This is a genomic window from Leifsonia sp. L25 (assembly GCF_050632895.1).
Genome location: NZ_JBODRZ010000003.1, coordinates 2,418,180 through 2,435,807, shown reverse-complemented (window position 1 = coordinate 2,435,807; position 17,628 = coordinate 2,418,180). Strand labels below are relative to the sequence as shown.

General features: G+C 70.0%; 17 protein-coding genes and 2 pseudogenes. 8 read left to right on the top strand and 11 right to left on the bottom strand.

Going from position 1 to position 17,628, the window contains the following annotated elements:
- The 5 genes and pseudogenes from ACRAWC_RS16195 to ACRAWC_RS16175 all read left to right on the top strand — a co-directional run.
- Nucleotides 1-357 (top strand): annotated as a pseudogene (locus ACRAWC_RS16195) (biotin/lipoyl-containing protein); the annotation flags it as partial.
- Nucleotides 254-556, top strand: a pseudogene (locus tag ACRAWC_RS16190) (hypothetical protein); the annotation flags it as partial. The pseudogenes ACRAWC_RS16195 and ACRAWC_RS16190, both read left to right, overlap by 104 nt.
- Before the next feature lie 27 nt (nucleotides 557-583).
- Nucleotides 584-1,333: a 2-oxo acid dehydrogenase subunit E2 gene (locus tag ACRAWC_RS16185; RefSeq protein ID WP_431349464.1), complete on the top strand. Its 750-nt coding sequence runs from the start codon at nucleotides 584-586 to the stop codon at nucleotides 1,331-1,333.
- Nucleotides 1,330-1,575 (top strand): acyl carrier protein, encoded by a 246-nt coding sequence (locus ACRAWC_RS16180; protein WP_431348645.1) that lies wholly within the window; start codon nucleotides 1,330-1,332, stop codon nucleotides 1,573-1,575. Before ACRAWC_RS16185 ends, ACRAWC_RS16180 begins: the two co-directional genes overlap by 4 nt.
- A gap of 370 nt (nucleotides 1,576-1,945) precedes the next feature.
- Nucleotides 1,946-2,641 carry a DUF805 domain-containing protein gene (locus tag ACRAWC_RS16175; RefSeq protein ID WP_431348644.1) on the top strand — a complete coding sequence of 232 codons (696 nt, stop codon included), beginning with the start codon at nucleotides 1,946-1,948 and terminating at the stop codon, nucleotides 2,639-2,641.
- Between the two features lie 58 nt (nucleotides 2,642-2,699).
- Here ACRAWC_RS16175 and ACRAWC_RS16170 read toward each other — a convergent pair whose 3' ends face one another.
- Genes ACRAWC_RS16170 through ACRAWC_RS16125 form a run of 10 tightly spaced genes read right to left on the bottom strand, consistent with a single transcriptional unit; the run spans nucleotide 2,700 to nucleotide 13,396 of the window.
- Nucleotides 2,700-3,371, bottom strand: a complete 672-nt coding sequence (locus ACRAWC_RS16170; protein ID WP_431348643.1) for a hypothetical protein — start codon at nucleotides 3,369-3,371, stop codon at nucleotides 2,700-2,702.
- 11 nt (nucleotides 3,372-3,382) lie between these two features.
- Entirely contained in the window at nucleotides 3,383-4,555 is a 1,173-nt protein-coding gene (locus tag ACRAWC_RS16165) for a Gfo/Idh/MocA family protein (RefSeq protein WP_431348642.1), read from the bottom strand.
- Between the two features lie 4 nt (nucleotides 4,556-4,559).
- Nucleotides 4,560-5,522 carry a BadF/BadG/BcrA/BcrD ATPase family protein gene (locus ACRAWC_RS16160; protein ID WP_431348641.1) on the bottom strand — a complete coding sequence of 321 codons (963 nt, stop codon included), beginning with the start codon at nucleotides 5,520-5,522 and terminating at the stop codon, nucleotides 4,560-4,562.
- On the bottom strand, nucleotides 5,519-6,691 hold the full coding sequence (locus ACRAWC_RS16155; RefSeq protein ID WP_431348640.1) for an SIS domain-containing protein: 1,173 nt from the start codon (nucleotides 6,689-6,691) through the stop codon (nucleotides 5,519-5,521). Before ACRAWC_RS16155 ends, ACRAWC_RS16160 begins: the two co-directional genes overlap by 4 nt.
- The gene (locus ACRAWC_RS16150) at nucleotides 6,684-8,015 is read right to left on the bottom strand and encodes a D-tagatose-bisphosphate aldolase, class II, non-catalytic subunit (protein ID WP_431348639.1); all 1,332 of its coding nucleotides are present in this window, start codon (nucleotides 8,013-8,015) and stop codon (nucleotides 6,684-6,686) included. Before ACRAWC_RS16150 ends, ACRAWC_RS16155 begins: the two co-directional genes overlap by 8 nt.
- Nucleotides 8,012-8,890 (bottom strand): class II fructose-bisphosphate aldolase, encoded by an 879-nt coding sequence (locus tag ACRAWC_RS16145; RefSeq protein WP_431348638.1) that lies wholly within the window; start codon nucleotides 8,888-8,890, stop codon nucleotides 8,012-8,014. Before ACRAWC_RS16145 ends, ACRAWC_RS16150 begins: the two co-directional genes overlap by 4 nt.
- A complete protein-coding gene (locus ACRAWC_RS16140; RefSeq protein ID WP_431348637.1) occupies nucleotides 8,887-10,230 on the bottom strand; it encodes a hypothetical protein in 1,344 nt (447 codons plus the stop codon). The genes ACRAWC_RS16145 and ACRAWC_RS16140 overlap by 4 nt, the downstream gene beginning before the upstream one ends.
- 13 nt (nucleotides 10,231-10,243) lie before the next feature.
- Nucleotides 10,244-11,077 (bottom strand): carbohydrate ABC transporter permease, encoded by an 834-nt coding sequence (locus ACRAWC_RS16135; RefSeq protein WP_431348636.1) that lies wholly within the window; start codon nucleotides 11,075-11,077, stop codon nucleotides 10,244-10,246.
- Entirely contained in the window at nucleotides 11,077-12,027 is a 951-nt protein-coding gene (locus ACRAWC_RS16130) for a carbohydrate ABC transporter permease (RefSeq protein ID WP_431348635.1), read from the bottom strand. The genes ACRAWC_RS16135 and ACRAWC_RS16130 overlap by 1 nt, the downstream gene beginning before the upstream one ends.
- 43 nt (nucleotides 12,028-12,070) lie before the next feature.
- Complete coding sequence (locus ACRAWC_RS16125) at nucleotides 12,071-13,396, bottom strand: ABC transporter substrate-binding protein (protein WP_431348634.1); 1,326 nt, start codon at nucleotides 13,394-13,396, stop codon at nucleotides 12,071-12,073.
- A gap of 195 nt (nucleotides 13,397-13,591) precedes the next feature.
- Here ACRAWC_RS16125 and ACRAWC_RS16120 point away from each other — a divergent pair, with 195 nt between their 5' ends.
- From ACRAWC_RS16120 to ACRAWC_RS16110, 3 genes are all read left to right on the top strand, one after another.
- The gene (locus tag ACRAWC_RS16120; protein WP_431348633.1) at nucleotides 13,592-14,350 is read left to right on the top strand and encodes a DeoR/GlpR family DNA-binding transcription regulator; all 759 of its coding nucleotides are present in this window, start codon (nucleotides 13,592-13,594) and stop codon (nucleotides 14,348-14,350) included.
- Between the two features lie 100 nt (nucleotides 14,351-14,450).
- Nucleotides 14,451-15,749: an alpha-galactosidase gene (gene melA, locus ACRAWC_RS16115; protein ID WP_431348632.1), complete on the top strand. Its 1,299-nt coding sequence runs from the start codon at nucleotides 14,451-14,453 to the stop codon at nucleotides 15,747-15,749.
- Nucleotides 15,750-15,814: 65 nt separating this feature from the next.
- Nucleotides 15,815-16,447: an NADPH-dependent F420 reductase gene (locus ACRAWC_RS16110; protein ID WP_431348631.1), complete on the top strand. Its 633-nt coding sequence runs from the start codon at nucleotides 15,815-15,817 to the stop codon at nucleotides 16,445-16,447.
- A 170-nt stretch (nucleotides 16,448-16,617) separates the two neighbouring features.
- Here the strand turns inward: ACRAWC_RS16110 and ACRAWC_RS16105 are convergent, their stop codons facing one another.
- The gene (locus ACRAWC_RS16105; RefSeq protein WP_431348630.1) at nucleotides 16,618-17,367 is read right to left on the bottom strand and encodes a PASTA domain-containing protein; all 750 of its coding nucleotides are present in this window, start codon (nucleotides 17,365-17,367) and stop codon (nucleotides 16,618-16,620) included.
- Between the last annotated feature and the right edge of the window lie 261 nt (nucleotides 17,368-17,628).

Genomic DNA, 17,628 nt, shown 5'->3' with positions numbered 1-17,628 from the left:
ATGCCCGCCCTCGGCGCCGACATGGAGCAGGGCACACTGGTGGAATGGCTGGTGAAGCCCGGGGACGCCGTGCACCGAGGGCAGCTGGTCGCCGCGGTCGACACCGACAAGTCCGTCATCGACGTCGAGACCTTCGAGGACGGCGTCGTCTCCGAGCTCCTCGCGCACGTCGGCGACGTGCTCCCGGTCGGTGCGCCCCTGGCACGGATCACGCCGACCCCGGCGTCCGCCGGAGGACCGGCCCCGACGACTCCTGTCGTCACTCCCTCGGCGACCACCCCGGCTGCAGCGCCCGTCACCACCCCGGTCAGCCCACCGGTCCGGAGGTTGGCCCAACGGCTCGGCGTGGACACCGGGTCGCTCCACGGCACGGGTCGCGGCGGCACCGTCACGCACAAGGACGGAGCGGGCTGCCGGCCCGGCGCCGGCACGCACCCCTGCCTCCGGTGCGCCGGCCGTCGCAGCGCCGTCGAGCGAGGCCCGCGCACCCGCTCGCGGCCGCTCGTCACCGCGGGCGCGGAAGCTGGCCGCCGAGCGGGGTCTCGACCTGGGCGCCGTCACAGGCTCCGGCCCCGGCGGCGCCGTGGTCGAAAAGGATCTCGTCGGCGCCCCGGCCCCCGCCCCCGCGCCTGTTCCTTCGCCGACGGCTGCGACGTCGACCGCGAAACGGACCGCCGGCCTCCGCCGCGCGATCGGCGCGCTGATGGCCCGCTCCAAGAAGACCATCCCGCACTACTACCTCAGCACCACGATCGACCTCCGCGCGGCGATGGCCTGGATGACGGACGCCAACGCGGGCCGTCCCGCCTCCGCGCGGCTCGTGCCCGCGATCCTGCTGATGAAGGCGACGGCGCTCGCTGTGCGCGACGTCCCCGAGATGAACGGCTACGTCGTCGACGGCGAGTTCCAGCCGAGCACACCCATCCACCTCGGCGTAGTCGTCGCGCTCCGCGGAGGCGGCGTCGTCGCCCCGGCGATCCTGGCGGCCGACACGCTCGCCCTCGATGACCTGATGGCCCGCCTCCGCGACCTGGTCGCCCGAGCCAGGGCCGGTCGGCTGCAGCGCGCGGAGATGACCGAGGCGACGATCACCGTCACCAACCTCGGCGACCTCGGCGTCGACAGCGTCTTCGGCGTGATCTACCCGCCGCAGGTCGCCCTCGTCGGCTTCGGGCGGGTGGCCGAGCAGCCGTGGGCACACGACGGGATGGTGGGAGCGCGTCCGGCCGTCGTCGCCACGCTCTCCGCCGACCACCGCGTCAGCGACGGCATGCGCGGAGCACGGTTCCTCAGCCGCATCGACGAACTGCTGCAGAGACCGGAGGAGCTATGAACACCCAGGATGCCCGGGCCGCCGTGACCGCCGCCTTCGGAGAGGTCGCGCCGGACATCGCCCCGGACGAACTCGTCGAGAGCGCCCGCCTGCGGCAGGACCTCGAAATCGACTCGCTCGACTTCCTGCGCCTGGTCGAGCTGGTCGCCGAGTCGACCGGTGTCGACACCCCCGAAGACGACTACCGGCAGCTCGACACGGTGGGCGGCTTCATCGGCTACGTCGCTTCCCACGGTCGGTGACCGAACCCGAACCCGCATCGCGGACCGATGACCGGTTCGCCGGAGCAGGCCGGTCACGCGTTCGGCACCCCAGCCACGACGACGCTCCTGGGTCTCTCCCGGGGGGCCTTAAGCCTCTAACGACGATGTTCCCCGTGCGGGAGACTCGACCTATGCCAGCCGATCAGTCCCGTCCGAAGTGGACGCTGATCGGCGGTCACCGATGCGCCCTGGACCCGCGGTCGAGGCGGGACGGATGATCGCAGATCGGTGACAGGGCTCGCGCCACCTACCGGGGGGTCTGTGGCGCGAGCCAACCTCCCCCGCAATGCGGACTCCCCAGCTTTGCGCGTACGGAGCAGGGTGGAAGACATCCGACCAGGAGGCAGCCATGATCACACCCGAATCGCAGGCGCAGCCGCACGTGCCCTTGTGGGCGCCCCGCTACCAGGCGTCATTCGGCGAGGCCTTCGTGCGCTACTGGAAGAAGTACGCCCGCTTCGACGGGCGCGCCAGCCGCAGCGAATACTGGTGGTGGGCACTCGCCGACGCCCTGGTCGTCCTCGTTCTGTATGCGATGGTGCTGGCCGGTGCGTTCGTCGGATCCTCCCGCGACGCCGAGGGGAGCTTCGTCCCGGGACCGGGGGCCGCCTTCGGCATCATCCTCATCGCCGGGTGGTGGCTTGCGACGATCATCCCCGGTCTCGCGCTCGCCGCCCGGCGCCTGCACGATGTCGATCTGAGCGGGCTGCTGCTGCTTCTGCTGCTCATCCCGAGTCTCGGCGGGTTGACGATCTTCGTGATGACGCTCCTTCCGCCCAACCCGCGCGGAGCCCGATTCGACCGTCCCGATGGCGAGGTCCCGGGCTACACCGTCCTCGTTCCCGGCGTCGGGCTCCCGCCGCGCGATTACGGCTGGCCGGAGACCCCGCTCCCCTATGCGGGCCCAGCAGGAGGCCAGCCTCTGTACGCGACGCCGCGGCCGCCGCAGAAGCCGGCCGGCGAACCGCCGGCGCCACCGCAACCGCCTGGCCCGGCGCCGGCGGAGCGTCCCGCACCTCCGCCGGATCCGCCCTCCGCCCCGTGACTCGCGTCGGGAGGGCGGAGCAGCCTTCGTACGATCGGAGGGAGCCGGGACGACCAGGCTAGGCGGTCAGGAGTCGGCCGAATCCCTTGCTCCACACGCCGTCGCCTGCGAGGGCCGCGTAGGCGATGCGCTCGACCGACGAAGCCTGCGCCCGCAGCGGCTCTGCCACGACGCGCTCCGGCGTCGAGCGGAAGACGAACTTGGCGAGATCGCGTGCGCCGTCGAGGCTCGGCGCCGTCGGTGCCCGGTCGAAGCGCTCGATGAAGCGCCGGAGGTTGCTCGACGCGGACAACTCGCCGAGTCGGTCGTCGAAGATCCAGCTTTCGCAGATCAGCGGAGCGCCGTCGTCGAAGGCGCGCGCGGCCCACGCCAGCGACCGGTCGACCGCGTCGGGATCCAGCGGTCCGAGTTCCGGGATGTGCAGGTTTCGTCCCCGCCGACCCGCGCGCCGTTCGAACTGCAGGCGCCCCAGGGCCACCACCTCGCCGGTGAACACCGCGAGCAGCCAGTCGTCGCCGACCAGGTCGTCGTAGGTCTCGACCTTTCGCGGGATGTCCGCGAGCGATGCCTCGGCCACCGAAGCGGGGAAACCTCGCGTCACCAACGCGGCGACGGCCTCGTCGTGCAACGCGCCCATCGCCTCGACGAGCTCGTCCCTGTCGACAACGGGAATCGGCCGCGAACGCCCCGAGGCCAGCATCGACCGCAGCGCCGCCGTCGCGGCAGTCACCGGCACTGCGCTCACCGCGGGGTCTGGCCCGCGTCGAAATAGGCGACAAGTTCGTCGTTCAGCGCGGGCACCGCCAGCGCCCGGCCATCGCCCCGCAAGGAGGCCGTGGCCGTCACGCCCGCGGCGACCGCGTTCCTCGCGGCGACAGGCGACGTGTCGGTGACGCCTCCCCGGCGCGCGAAGTCGAGGAACTCCGAGACCATGAGCGCGTCCGCCCCACCGTGGCCTCCGATCCCGCCGTCGACGACGAACGTCTCGTCGGCCGGAGCCGCGCCGTTGTGCCGCCGATTCCACAGCCGCACCTCCGAGCCGGCCGTGTCGCCGAAGTTCTCGATGCGGCCCTCGGTGCCGATGACGGTGTAATTGCGCCAGTAGTCGGGGGTGAAGTGGCATTGCTGATAGGAGGCGAGCGCACCATTGTCGAGCACGAGGTTGACCTGAGAGATGTCTTCGACGTCGATCACCGGGTTGAGGCCTTCCGCGGAGGCGGGCGGCCAGTTGTCGAGGCTGAACCAGTCCTGCATCCGCTCCCCCGACCGGTCCCGGCGGTCGGTCACGCCGCCGTACACCGCGAGCGCGCCCACGGCTTGGACCCGGCTCGAGAAACCGCCGGCCAGCCAGTGGATCACGTCGATGTCGTGGGCGCCCTTCTGGAGCAGGAGGCCCAGCGACTTCGACCGGTCGGCGTGCCAGTCCTTGAAGTAGTAGTCGCCGCCGTTTCCGACGAAGTGCCGGCACCAGACCGCCTTGACCTCGCCGATGCGGCCCTCGAGGATCAGCCGGCGCATCAGCGTGATCACCGGCATGTGGCGCATGTTGTGCCCGACGTACAGGCGGGAACCGGTCCGGTGCGCGGCTTCCAGGATGCGGTCGCTGTCGTCGATGGAGATCGCCAGCGGCTTCTCGCAGAACACCGCCAGTCCTGCCTCGAGCGCCGGAATCGCGACCTCGGCATGGCGGTCGTCCGGCGTGAGCACCATGACGGCGTCCAGCCCGAGGCCCAGGAGGTCGTCGAGACTGTCGGTGATCAGCGCATCGGTGAAATCCTCACGAGCGCGGGCACGGGAGACTTCATCCCGATCGCAAACGGCGACGACGACCGAGCCGGAGCCCGGGCGGTGCGCCTCACGGGCCACACCGCCGCGGTTGCCGTAGCCGATCACGCCGATCCTCAGGTCGGTCACGTGGTCATCCCTTCAGGAGGTCGAGCGCGTCGTCGCTCAGGGGGCTCCCCGACACCTTCGCCGCGTACAGCGCGGCGCCGATGTCCGGCTCGAAGACCGGAACGCGGAGGTCGTAGCCGTCGTACCGCTCGTCGAGCGACCGCCCGAAGGCCGCGAGCACCGCCTCGGAGCGGAACACGCCTCCCGAGTAGGAGACGGGGACCGTCTCGCCGTCCTCGTACCCGAGCGCGAGACGGGTGGTGTCGACCAGCTCGGCGAACTCCGCTCCGGCGTCCGCGAGGATGCGCGCGGCGACGGCGTCGCCGGCCGCGGCCGCCTCAGCGACCGTGGTCGACAGCGCGGCGATCCGGGTGCGCTCCTTCTGCCAGTCGGTGAGCACCAGGCCGATCGTGTCCAGGTCGTCCCGCACGCCGAGCCGTTCCCGCACGAGCTGGTGGAGCGGCCCGCGCGGGAGGCGGCCGTCGCTCATCCGCGTGAACGCGTTGAGACCGCGGGTGGCGATCCAATAGCCCGACCCCTCGTCTCCGAACAGCTCACCCCAGCCGCCGACGCGCACACCGGCTCCGTTCCGCTCGCCGTAGGTCATCGAGCCGGTGCCGCCGACCACGTTGATGCCGTCGCTCGCGCACAGCGATCCGGCCCACCCGCACACCATGTCGTTGACGCACAGGTAACGGTCGCCTGCGAGCACCGACCTCGGGACCCCGTCGAGCAGCGGCACGTCGGCGCCGACCTCCCCGTAGCCGGGCATCCCCACGACGGTGAAGTCGAGCTGATCCGGGGCGATACCGGCCTGCCTGCAGATGTCCTCGACGCCCTCCGCGAGTGTCCGCGTCACGGCCGCCGCCCCGAGCCGGTAGTAGTCGCTGCTCGGCTGCTGGGAGCGGGCGACCACGGCGCCATCGGAGTCGAGCAGGACGAAGGCGGTCTTGGTGCCGCCTCCGTCGATGCCGAGGAACCGGCTCACGCGCGCCCGCTTCCGTCCTCACCGAGCGGGTGGAGCCGCACACCCTTCACCACGCGGTTGACGTTGCCGTCCGGGAACGGGTTGTCGGGAGTGGTGCCGACCCGGAGGGCGAACGACAGGGCGAGGATCTGCGCGACGACGACGTACACGCTCGCCAGGAACGCGTCGTTCAGCGAGTCGAGCCCCTCGAACGCGATCGTGCGATCACCGTCGGCGACGACGCCGTCGGGACCGACCGCGACGACGCGCGCCGGGTCCAGCGCGGTGCGGAGCTCGGCGAGGATGTCGAGATCGTACTTGCGCGTGTACTCGTCGGACGAGATGAAGACGACCACGAGGGTCCGCTCGTCGAGCACCGACTTCGGTCCGTGCCGGAAGCCCAGCGCGGAGTCGTAGTAGCTGACCACCTGCCCGGCCGTCAGCTCCAGCAGCTTGAGCGCCGACTCCCGGGCGAGAGCCGTCAGCGGTCCGCTGCCCAGATAGACGACGCGGTTGCAGTCGAGCGTGGCGAGGTCGGCGATCGCGTCCCAGCCTTCGTCGACCACGCTCTCGGCCGCATCGTTCAGCGGCTGCACGGTCTGCGCGTCGCCGCCCCCGAGCACCAGCAGCACCGAGAGCAGCATCGACGTGAAGCTCGACGTCATGGCGAAGCCCTGGTCGTTCGCCCCGGCCGGCATGAGCAGCACGTACGAGTGCTCGCGACCCTGATGCTCCTGGTTGAGCTGCCCAGCGGGGTCGCAGGTGACGATCAGGTGACTAACGTCGCCGAGGCACTCGTCCGCCAAGCGGGTCGCAGCGACGCTCTCGGGGCTGTTGCCGGAACGGGCGAACGAGACCAGAAGGGTCGGGACGTCCTCGGCCAGGAACTCCCGCGGGTTCGACACGAGGTCCGTCGTCGCGATCGCCTCGATGCGACGGGACAGGAGCCGGGACAGCTCGGGAGCCGCGACACCGCCGACGAACGCCGACGTGCCGGCGCCGGTCAGGACGACGCGCAGATCGGGCCTCGCCAGCAGCGGCGCGAGGAACTCTTCGAGCTTGTCGCGGTCGGCAGCGATGTTCGCCGCGGCCTGGCGCCACACTTCCGGCTGGTGGCTGATCTCGCTGATGGTGAACCGGGCGCCTTCGCTCGCGGCTCGTTCGGTGGTGACGGAGCGTGTTTCAGACAAGGAGTTCTCCCTGGTTCGTAGCGGTTGTTGACAGAGTGCGGATCGCGGGGGCGGTGGCCGCCGCATACGGGCGGAGGGCGTCGCGGATCTTGTCGAGCACCAGGGCTCGCGGCGTCGGCTCGAGCTCGCCCGCGCGCACCCGGGCGTACTGGTCCGGCAGGAACTGGCCGATCAACGGGAGCGGCAGGGGGCGCCGCGACAGGTTCGCGTAGAGCCTCGCCTCGGCCTCCTCGATCTCGGGATCGGGCCAGTAGTACCGAAGCCGGTCGCTGTAGCTGTAGCGGCGGGCGATCCGCTGCTCGTCGGCGTCGCCCTCGTAGTAGCTCTGCCAGTAGCCGGGCTCGGCGAGCATCCGCCGGTCGATCACCTCGACGAGGTTCGATCGCTCGGCGGACGGGACGAGCTCCACCTCGATGGCGGCGAGGGCGAACAGCGCCTCCCTCATCGCGAACGTGAGACCGGGGCCGACCTTGAGGATCGCCCAGTGGTCCTCCACCAGCTCGCTGAGCCGCGACTCCAGCTGATAATCGGTCGAGTGGGCTTCGAAGACCATCCCCGGCTCGTCGCCGAGGACCTCGCGCAATGCCTCCGTGCGGGACCGCCGGTAGTCGATGACCTGGAGATGGTCGAACTCGACGCCCGGCTGCACGACCAACGCGACGATCCGCGGCCAGACGTCCAGCACGCCGGCGGCCTCGAACGCTTCGCGGTGACGGCGGAGCGTCTCGCGCGCCGCCTCCGCCGCGGTCGGGGTGAGCTCGCCGAGCGTCTCGTGCGCACCGCCGGGGACCGGCACCTCGGAGCCGATCACGTAGAGCTGCCGGCCTTCCTGACCGGTGCTGCGGGCGGTCTCCTCCGCGACGCGGAGCAGCCGGGCGCTGCGGGACGCGACGAGGTCGTCGCCGAGCGGCACCGGGTCGCCGGCACAGGACATGCTGCAATCGAGGTGGATCTTGGTGTATCCGGCTTCGACATAGGCGGCGACGAGCGCGTCGGCGTTCGCCATGGCCTGGTCGGCGGGCAGGTTCTGCCACCGGTTCGGTCCCAGGTGGTCGCCGCCGAGCACGATGCGCTCGCGCGGGAAGCCCTGCTGGTCGGCGATCGAGTGGACGAGCGCGCGGAAGTCGGCGGGGCGCATCCCGGTGTACCCGCCGAACTGGTCGACCTGGTTCGAGGTCGCCTCGATCAGCACGTAGTTGGAGTCGGCCGAGGCCTGGGCCATGGCGGCCTCCAGGACGACGGGATGGGCGGAGCAGATCGAGTGGATCCCGACCGGTTCTCCCGCCTTGTGCCGCCGGATCGTGTCCCACAGGTGGTCTCTCATCGTGCTCCCTCGAAGGTGGTCGGAACCGGCGCGATCAGCCGCTCGCAGAGCGCGGCCACGGACTCGGCGATGCCATCGCGGCCCAGGGCCAGGTAGCGGCGCGGGTCGGTCGCGGCGGAATCCCCGTCGAGGAACGAGCGGACGCCCGCGGTGAAGGCCACGTTCAGCGCGGTGCCGACATTGACCTTGCGGATGCCCGCCGAGATCGCCGCGGCGAGCGTCTCCAGCGGGACCCCGGAGGACCCGTGCAGAACAAGCGGGACGGGCACCGTTCGCGCCAGCTCGGAGACCAGCGCGAGGTCGAGCCGGGCGTCGGCCGTCGTCATCGCGTGCGACGAGCCCACCGCCACGGCGAGCCCATCGACCCCGGTCGCCGCCACGAAGGAGGCGGCCTCGGCGGGGTCGGTGCGCACGCCGGGCGCGTGTGCGCCGTCCTTGCCGCCGATCGCGCCGAGCTCGGCCTCCACCCACAGCCCGCGCTCGTGGGCGCGCTCGGTCGACGCGTGCGTGCGGGCGACGTTCTGCGCGTAGTCGTGGTGAGCCTCGTCCACCATGATGGAGGTCGCGCCGACATCTCCCGCGAGCGAGATGAGCCGCTCGGCGAGCTGAGCGTCCTGGATGTGGTCGAGGTGGAGGCTCACCGGGACGGCGCTCTCCTCCGCCAGACGATCGCACGCTGCCAGCAGCGGGGCGAAGCGACCGCCGTGATATCGGATCGCGTTCTCGCTGAGTTGCAGGAGAACCGGAGTGCCGGCCGCCTCCGCCCCTGTGATGATGCCTTCGGCGTGCTCGAGCGTGATCACGTTGAACGCGAGCACGGCGCTGGTGCGGGAGACCGCGTCGTCGACGAGCTCCCGGGTGGTCGCGCGGCTCATGCGGCGAATCGATCGTAGTGCGACGGATCGGCGGCGACGGCGTCGTCGAGGATCCGTCGGGCGGTCACGGTGTCGGGCACGAGCGGGTCGAGCGTGAGCGCCTGCAGCGCGAGCTCCCGCGCACCGGTGACGGCGGCCTCCACCGTCAGCTCCTGCTGGTGCGCGCGTGCGGTGAGCACCGCCGCGATCGCGTCGGGCAGGCGACCGACCGAGAGGGACTGGATGCCGTGAGCGCCGACGACGGCGGGCACTTCGACGACCGCCTCGGGCGGAAGGTTCTCGATCGCGCCCCGGTTCGGCAGGTTCACCGCGAGCTCCACGTGCTCGCTCCCGGTGCGAAGCGCCTCGGCGATCGCCACCAGCCGCTCCGCCTCCTGGTTGCGGGAGGGGGCGAGCGGCTCGCTGCCGTCGGCCTGGGCTCGCAGCGAGTCCCAGAGCCGGCCCTTCTCGTCGATGTACTCCCGGGTCATGTCCTGACCGCCCTGCAGCCCCCAGCCGAGCCGGCCGTCCTGACTGAAGGCCAGGTAGCCGGAGAAGAACTCGGAGACGTGCCGGTCACCCGGCGCGGGATAGAGACCGAAGGTGCGCATGAGGTCGGCCGAGACGGCGGACTGCACGCCCTCGTGGCGGGAGGCCGGGGCCTCGCGCCCTCCGGCGCGCGCCTCCACCAGCTCCCGGAGCTGCGGGTACAGGTCGCGCGACCCCGAGCGGATGTCGAGCAGCCAGCAGAGGTGGTTCAGCCCGGCGAAGCGGGCCGTCACCGTCGCCGGGTCGATTCCGAGACCGCCGAGGTCGGCGGCGAGGGCCGCCCGGGTGTGCATGGTGCCGTGACAGAGCCCGACCGCGTTCACGGCGGTGTGCTTGCTGACGGCGCGCACGTTGGCCGTGAGCGGGTTGCTGTAGTTGATGAGCTGCGCCGTCGGGGCCGCGTCGGCGATGTCTGTCGCGATGGCGAGGAGCTCCGGCACGTGGCGTAGCGCGCGCAGCACACCGCCGGGGCCGACACTGTCTCCGACCGTCTGGTGGATGCCGTACGCCTCGGGGATGTCGAGGTCTGCGCGCCAGCCGTCGGCCGAGCCGACGGCGATGGTCGTCGCGACGAAGCGCGCGTCCTTCAGCGCCTCGCGGCGGTCGGTCGCGGCCTCCACGCGCATGGTCGAGCCGGCCGTCTCGGCGATGCGGCGCCCCAGACGGGCCATCGTCTCGGCGGCCTCCGGAACCACATCTACCAGACGCACCTCGACGTCGTCGAACGTGCGCGAGCTCGCGAGGTCGCTGAGCAGCCCCGGCGTGAAGACGGTGCTCCCGGCACCGATGAGGACGAACGCGTCCTGCGTCATCGGACGCTCCCTCTCATTTGACGCTCCCGGTGAGGAGTCCGCTGACGATGTACCGGTTGAGCAGCACCGCGATGACCGCCGGCACCGCCACGGCGATGACGCCGGCCGCGCTCATCAGCGAATAGGGCACGGTGTGGCGCCCCTGCAGCGCTGCGATGACGACCGTCAGCGGCTGGGTGGAGAGGTCGCTGGAGAGCACGAGCGGGAACAGGAACTGCGCCCACGCCGACAGGAAGGTGATGATGGCGACCGAGACGATGCCGGGCCGGGCCAGCGGCAGCACCACGTGCCACAGCACCCGCATCCGGCTCGCGCCGTCCACCTGGCCGGCCTCTTCGAGCGCGATCGGCAGGCTGCTCATGTAGTTGTAGAGGATCCACGTCGCGAGCGGCAGGAAGCCGGAGACGTAGACGAGCACGATCCCCGTGTACGTGTTGACCAGGCCGAGGCCCGTCATCATCTGATACAGCGGGATCAGGGTCGCGTACGCCGGGAACGCCATGGTCGCGAGCACCGCGTAGAACAGCACGGTTCGTCCGCGGAACGTCATGCGGGCGAAGGCGTAAGCCGCGAGCGTCGCCAGGACGACCGTCACGATCGTCGCCACCGTGCACTCGATGAAGATGTTCAGCATCGACTGGCGGATGGAGTCCGACAGGTCGCCGCTGCCGCCGAGCAACGTGAGGTAGTTCTGGATCGACGGCGTCGGAGGGAGGTAGTTCGCCGGTTTGGCGCTGATCTGCGCGTCCGTCTGCAGGCTCGTGTTGAGCACCCAGTACAGCGGCAGCAGGGTCCAGACGAGGATGAAGGCGACGCCGAGAGGGCGTGCGAGAGAGCGTCGGCGCATCAGAACTCCACGGGACGGTAGACGAGCCTCACGACGCCGAGCGAGACGATCAGCGTGGCCAGCGTGATGAGCAGGGAAAGCGCATAGCCCTGACCGAAGTCGAGGTTCTGGAAGCTGATGAAGTAGGTCTGCATCGTGACGGACGAACCGGTCGCCGCCGCACCGTTGAGCACGTACGGCTGGTCGAACACGTTCAGTGTCGCGATCACGGCCTGGACCATCGCGACGGCGATGCCGGGCCGGGCGAGCGGCAGGGTGATGCGGCTGAACATCCGGAACCCGGTGGCGCCGTCGAGCGCCGCCGCCTCGTACAGCTCGCCGGGGATGTTCTGCAGCGACGCCAGGACGAGCAGGGCCGACAGCGGCGTGATCTGCCAGATCTGCACCAGCTCGATCGCGAGGATGGTGACGAACTGGTTCTGGCCGAGGAACACCTGGTAGTGATCGATCAGGTGCAGCGACGACAGCACGCTGTTCAGGAGGCCGTTGTTGCTGTCCCAGATGCCGGTCCAGACGATGCCCTCCACGACGCCGGGAAGAGCCCAGGGCAGGATCAGGATCGCGACGAGCACCGAGCGCCCGCGGAACGGTTTCTGCAGCGTCACCGCGAAGACGATGCCCAGCACCGTCGAGAGCACGACGCCGATGATCACATAGAGCACGGTGTTGCCCATGCTCGCGATGATCCCCGGGTCGGAGAACAGGGCGAAGAAGTTCCCCAGCCCGGTGAAGCGGTCCGGCGGGTTCAGCGGCTGGATCTTGAAGAACGCCTCGACGAGGGTGATGCCAGCGGGCACCAGCGCCAAGCCGATGATGAACACCGCGAGCGGCGCCACCAGGGCGTAGGGCAGGAAGTCGAGCCGGCGGATGACCCGGGAGCGCCGGCCGCCCGGCCCGCCGGCCGGCCGGGTGGTGCCCGGCCGGCTGCGGGTTGCGACGTCGGCGCTCATCGGCGCTCGTCGCTCATGGTCGTTGCTTTCATGGTGCTTTCTCTCACGAGCCGTTCGACAGCTTCGTCGCCTGCGCCGCGATCGCCTTGATCGCCGCATCCACGCTCATGCTGCCGACGGCGGCGGCGTGCAGGTTGGTGCTCACCGAGCGCGAGAACTCCGGGTACCAGGAGGGCGCTCCCGAGGCGAACACCGGCTTGGACTTCCCGAGCAAGTCGCTGAGCACCGCCCCCTGTGCGAGCTGGCCGTTGTCGGTGAGGATCTTCATGGCCGAGAGCCGCGAGGGGGTCGGGTAGTTGGGCATCACCTTGGACGGTCCGCTCGCGCCGGCGAAGTCCGCCTGGTTCTGGGTGGCCGTGATCCATTCGATGAACTTGGCCGCCGCCGCAGGGTATTTAGCCGCCTTGGGGATGCCGATGCCGTCGGGGTTGCCGAGGTTGCTGGTGGTGCCGTCGACGCCCGGGGTCGGGATGTACTCGGTCTTGCCGGTGACGGTCGAGGTGGCCGGCACGTCGTAGAGGCTGCCCACGTTGCCCGAGTAGTCCGAGAAGGTGGAGGACACGACGCCCTTGGCCATCAGGTTCTGCATGCCCTGCGAGTCGGTGACGTTGATGTTGCCGGCCGGGACCAGCCCGTTCTTCATGCTGTCGACCATCCACTGCGCCGCCTTGTAGCCGCCGGAGCTGGGGCTCGCGAACTGCGGCTTGCCCTTCGAGTCGAGGAGGGTGCCCCCGAACGCCTCGGTCGCCTCGTACCAGTAGGTCGAGAGCCCTTCGGCAGCCGCGAACGGGATGTTGAGCGGCGTGCTCGAGACACCCTTCGCCTTGATCTGCTTGAGGTCGTCGGTGTACTCGCTCATCGTCGTCGGCATCGTGGTGATGCCCGCCTGCGCGAACTGCTCCTTATTGACCGTGGTCACCATGTACGAGGAGTCGAACGGGATGCCGATGACCTTGCCGCCCGACTCGAAGGAGCTGAGCTGAGGCATGTCGGCCTTCAGCTTCTTCGTGTCGATGTAGTTGTCGATCGGGTAGAACCAGTCGAGCTTGCTGAGCTGGCCGACGCGCGACCAGTCGACGTCCGTGACATCGGCGAAGTAGGTCTTCGACGTCGCGGCGGCGGCGATCTTGGTCTGCAGGCTGTCCCAGTCGATGCTGGTCCACTTGACCGTGATGCCGGTGCTCTTGGTGAAGGCGTCGAGTGCGGCCTTCGGCGGCGCCGGGTTCATCCACGCGACGGTGATGGTCGCGCCCTTGGTCTGGGACGATCCACCGCCGGTGCCGCCGGTGCATCCGGTCAAGGCGAGTCCGGCCGCGACAACGCCGGCGATGACTGCGGTTCGGGTGTGGCGTCTGGGCTTGAGCGTCATTGTGCTCCTCCTAGGGCAAAGGGAGCGTGTCAGCGGCAGTGCTGAGTGACACGCGATTTGAGCAACCATTACATGCAATGCGCGCTATCGCAAAAGATTCGAGCAAAAAATCCGCCGATTTGCCCGAATGAACATATTTGACGATTGAAATTGATTTTTTGCACATTGAACTTGCTCATTCGCTATAGTTCGACTGTGCAGCGCAAAGAGAGACTCCACCACATCGTCTCCTCCATCGTCGACAACGTCACGATGGAGGTGCCCGACCTCGCTGCCGAGTTCGGGGTCTCGGAGGCGACCATCCGTCGCGACCTCGAATACCTCGAGGAGCAGCAGCTGGTGAGCCGCACGCGGGGCGGGGCGACGACCCACGTGGCCTTCAACGACCTCCCGCTCGGCTTCAAGACCTCCCAGGACTCGGCGGAGAAGCAGCGCATCGCCCGCAGCGCCGCCGCCTTCCTCGACGGGGCGCGCGTCGTCGGCCTGACCGGGGGGACCACGACCAACGAATTCGCCCGGCAGCTGATGGGACGCCGCGGGCTCACCGTCGTCACGAACGCCCTGAACATCGCGAGCAGCCTGGTGAGCAACCCGGGCCTGCGCGTCTTCTCCGCAGGCGGGGAGGTGCGCAGCAGCAGCCAGGAGGTGGTCGGTCCGAGCGCCGAGTCGTTCCTCTCGGAGTACAACATCGACGTGTCGTTCCTCGGCGTCGACGGCGTCGACACCAAGGCCGGCTGCACCAACTACGACCCGATCGGCGCGCGCGTCAACGGGGTCATGTGCAACCGCTCGCGCATGACCGTCGTGCTGGCGGACGCCACCAAGATCGGCCGCGTGGCGCTGGCGAGCGTGTGCTCGATGTCCGAGGTGGATGTGCTGATCACGGACACCCGGGCGCCGCAGTCCGCGGTCGACGCCATCCAGCGCCTCGGCTGCCGCGTGATCTGCGCCTGAATCCAGTCCAGCCTGTGCGGTTCTTCAGAAACGCGCAGTTTTGCGCGCGATTAATGCACGAAGATTGTGCGAAGTGCGCAGCGCATGCAATATTGGCCGCATGGTCAAAGTAGCCTTCATCGGCGCAGGAAGCGTCGAGTTCACACGTAACGTCGTCACCGATCTCTGCAGCTTCCCCGAGCTCCAGGGCCAGTTCGAGCTGTCCCTCCACGACATCGACGCCGAACGGCTCGGCTACGCCGACGCCCTGGCCAAGCGCATCAGCGAGCAGCTCGGCGCGGACGCGCGGGTCACCTCCAGCCTCGACCGCCGGACGGCTGTGGCCGACGCCGACTACGTCATCAACGAGATCCAGGTCGGCGGCTACAGCGCCACCCGCAGGGACTTCGACATCCCGGCGCGCTACGGCCTCCGCCAGACCATCGGCGACACGATCGGCATCGGCGGCATCTTCCGCGGGCTTCGCACCATCCCCGTGCTCACCGGGATCGGAGACGACCTCGCGGAGGTCGCGCCCGACGCGTACCTGCTGAACTACAGCAACCCGATGGCGATGCTCCCCTGGGCCGTCACCGCCGGCACCGCGTTCTCGCGCATCGTCGGCCTCTGCCACTCGGTCCGCGACACCCACCACCAGCTCGCCGACCTCGTCGGGGTGCCGGAGGACGAAATCGTCTTCCAGACCGCCGGCTTCAACCACCAGGCGTTCGTCCTCCGCTTCGAGCGCGACGGGCAGGACCTCTACCCGCGGCTGCGCGAGGTGATCGACGGCGACCCGGAGCTTCAGCGCCGGGTCCGTGTCGAGCTCTTCCGCCGCTTCGGCTACTTCCCCACCGAGTCGAGCGAGCACAGCGCGGAGTACGTGCCGTGGCTGATGCACCGCGACGAGGACATCGAGCGCTTCCGCATCCCGGTCGGCGAATACCTCACGCGCTCCGAGCGGAACATCGAGGAGTTCGACGAGACGCTCGCCACCCTGCAGGCGGAGGGCGACCTCGACCTGCAGCCGACCTCCGAGATGGCGTCCGAGTTCATCCGCGCGCACGTCACCGGCGCTCCGGCGGAACTGTACGTGAACGTGGTGAACGACGGACTGATCGACGGCCTCCCGGCGGAGTGCTGCGTGGAGGTCCCCGCGACCGTCGACGCGGACGGCCTGCACCCGCAGGCCGTCGGCGCGCTGCCGCCTCAGGTGGTCGCGCTGAACCGCACCTTCCTCAACGTCGTGGAGCTGACCGTCAAGGCCGTGCTCGAAGGCGACCGCGAGCACGTCTACCACGCAGCGATGCTCGACCCCAACGCCGCCGCGACGCTCGGGCTCGACGACATCCGGAGCATGTGCGACGAGCTCCTGGTGGCGCACGGCGACCTCATCCCGGAGGCTCTCCGCCTGTCCTGAGGCATGCCGCGCCGGATCCGCTCTCGGTCCCCGGCGCGGTCGCCCTCCACGAAGGGAGCACACGCGTGAGGATCGGCATCCTCGGCACCGGACCGATGACCACGGCTCTCGGCGCGCGGTTGACGCGTGCCGGGCACGACGTGGTCATCGGCTCCCGCGACCCCGCCCGCGCGCAGCGGCTCAGCGAGCGGCTCGGAGCAGCCGGAGGGGTCGACTACCGGGAGGCCGCTCGGTCCGACGTCGTCGTGATCGCCGTGCATGACACCGAAGTGCTGCAGATCGTGGCCTCCCTCGCCGATGCGCTCGACGGCGTCGTCGTCATCGACCTCAACAACCCGATCGACCCGCCCTCCTACGAGAGCAGGTACTCAGGCACGGCCTCCCTCGGCGAGCGCGTGGCCGACGCAGCTCCCGGGGCGAGAGTCGTCAAGGCGTTCAACACCGTCTACGCGGAGCGGCTTTCCGAAGGCGCGCACGAGCGATCGGGCCCGGTGCAAGTCTTCGTGGCCTCCGACGATCAGCCCGCCAAGGAAACGGTCGCCGGCCTGGTCCGGCAGATCGGTGCCGAGCCGGTCGATGTGGGGCCGCTCCGCGTCTCCCGTCACCTGGAGGCGCTGGCCGGATTCGAAGTCGACCTGGTGGAGCGCGGCTTCGCGCAGGTGGTCGGGTTCCGGATCATCGTCGACGCCGACGGGTGAGGGGGCGCTGCGCCTGGGGCCGTTCTGCGCGCTCTGCTCGCATGTTCCTCGAATTCGTCTCCCTGACCGTGTCCTGCCGGCATTCGCCGCGGGGCTCGGCGGCATTCAGGTGTTCGCGCGCACGGGCGTCTCCGCCCACGTTGAGCACGACGGTCGCGGTGACGTCCCTACTAGAGGATTCCGCGAAGGAAGCCGCCGACGACGCCGAGAGGAGAGACCGGAAGCGGCAAGGAAGGCAAGGGCGGCGTCGGCACCTGGACAACCGGCGGAGGTGCGACCGGGGGCGCTGGCGGCGTGACGGGCGGTGGCGTGACTGCCGGCGGCTGCGGCGCCGGCACGGGTTGGGCAGGCGCCGCACTACCAGTGCCGGCCCCTACGGCACCGCCCGTGTTTCCGGCCGGGCCGCCACCCCCGGTTACGCCCGTTGCGGGCGTGCTGCCCGACTCGGCCGGCGCCGAGACGGTTCCCGGGGCCGTCGAGCCGGCCGCATTCTGAGGGGGCGTCGAGACACTGGACCCTGCCGGTGCGACCGTCAGGTCGATCGTCGCACCCTTCGCCGCACGTGCTCCCGCGCCCGGCGACTGCCGGATCACGACATAGTCCGTCCGGCCCGTCGCGGGCTCGCCGGACGCCGTACGGAACTCCGTCGAGAACCCGCGTGCGGCCAACGCGTCCCTTGCCCCGGACTCCGAGGCGCCGACCACGTTCGGCACCGACAGCGCGACGACAGGAGCTGCACCAGCCGCTGAGGAATGCGAGTGCGCAGGCGTCGGCAACAGGTCGGTCGTTCCGAATGGCGTGACGGCGAGCGCCGCCACCAGCGCGGCGGTCACGACAGCGCCGGTCGACAACGGGTGGTCGACGATGACATCGCCGACTCGGCGGAGTCCGCCTACCCGCGCGACGTGCCTGCCCACCATTCTCTCTTCCCTGCTGATGGTTCAGTCGGCTGGCAGACCGCTAGCCGACGGCGGAGACTGTACGCCGGGAGCACAGTATTCGGGAGGGCGGCCAGGAGACTGCCAGGCAGGATGGGGCGCGAGTCAGCTGCGCGGCGCTCAGGCCTCGGGGGCGAGCGCGTAGACAGCGGCGTCGCTTCTTTCGTGTACCGGCCGGTACGGTGGGATTTCAACCCGTATACCGCCCTTTAAATATCAGACCCGGACATCTCTGACGAACGG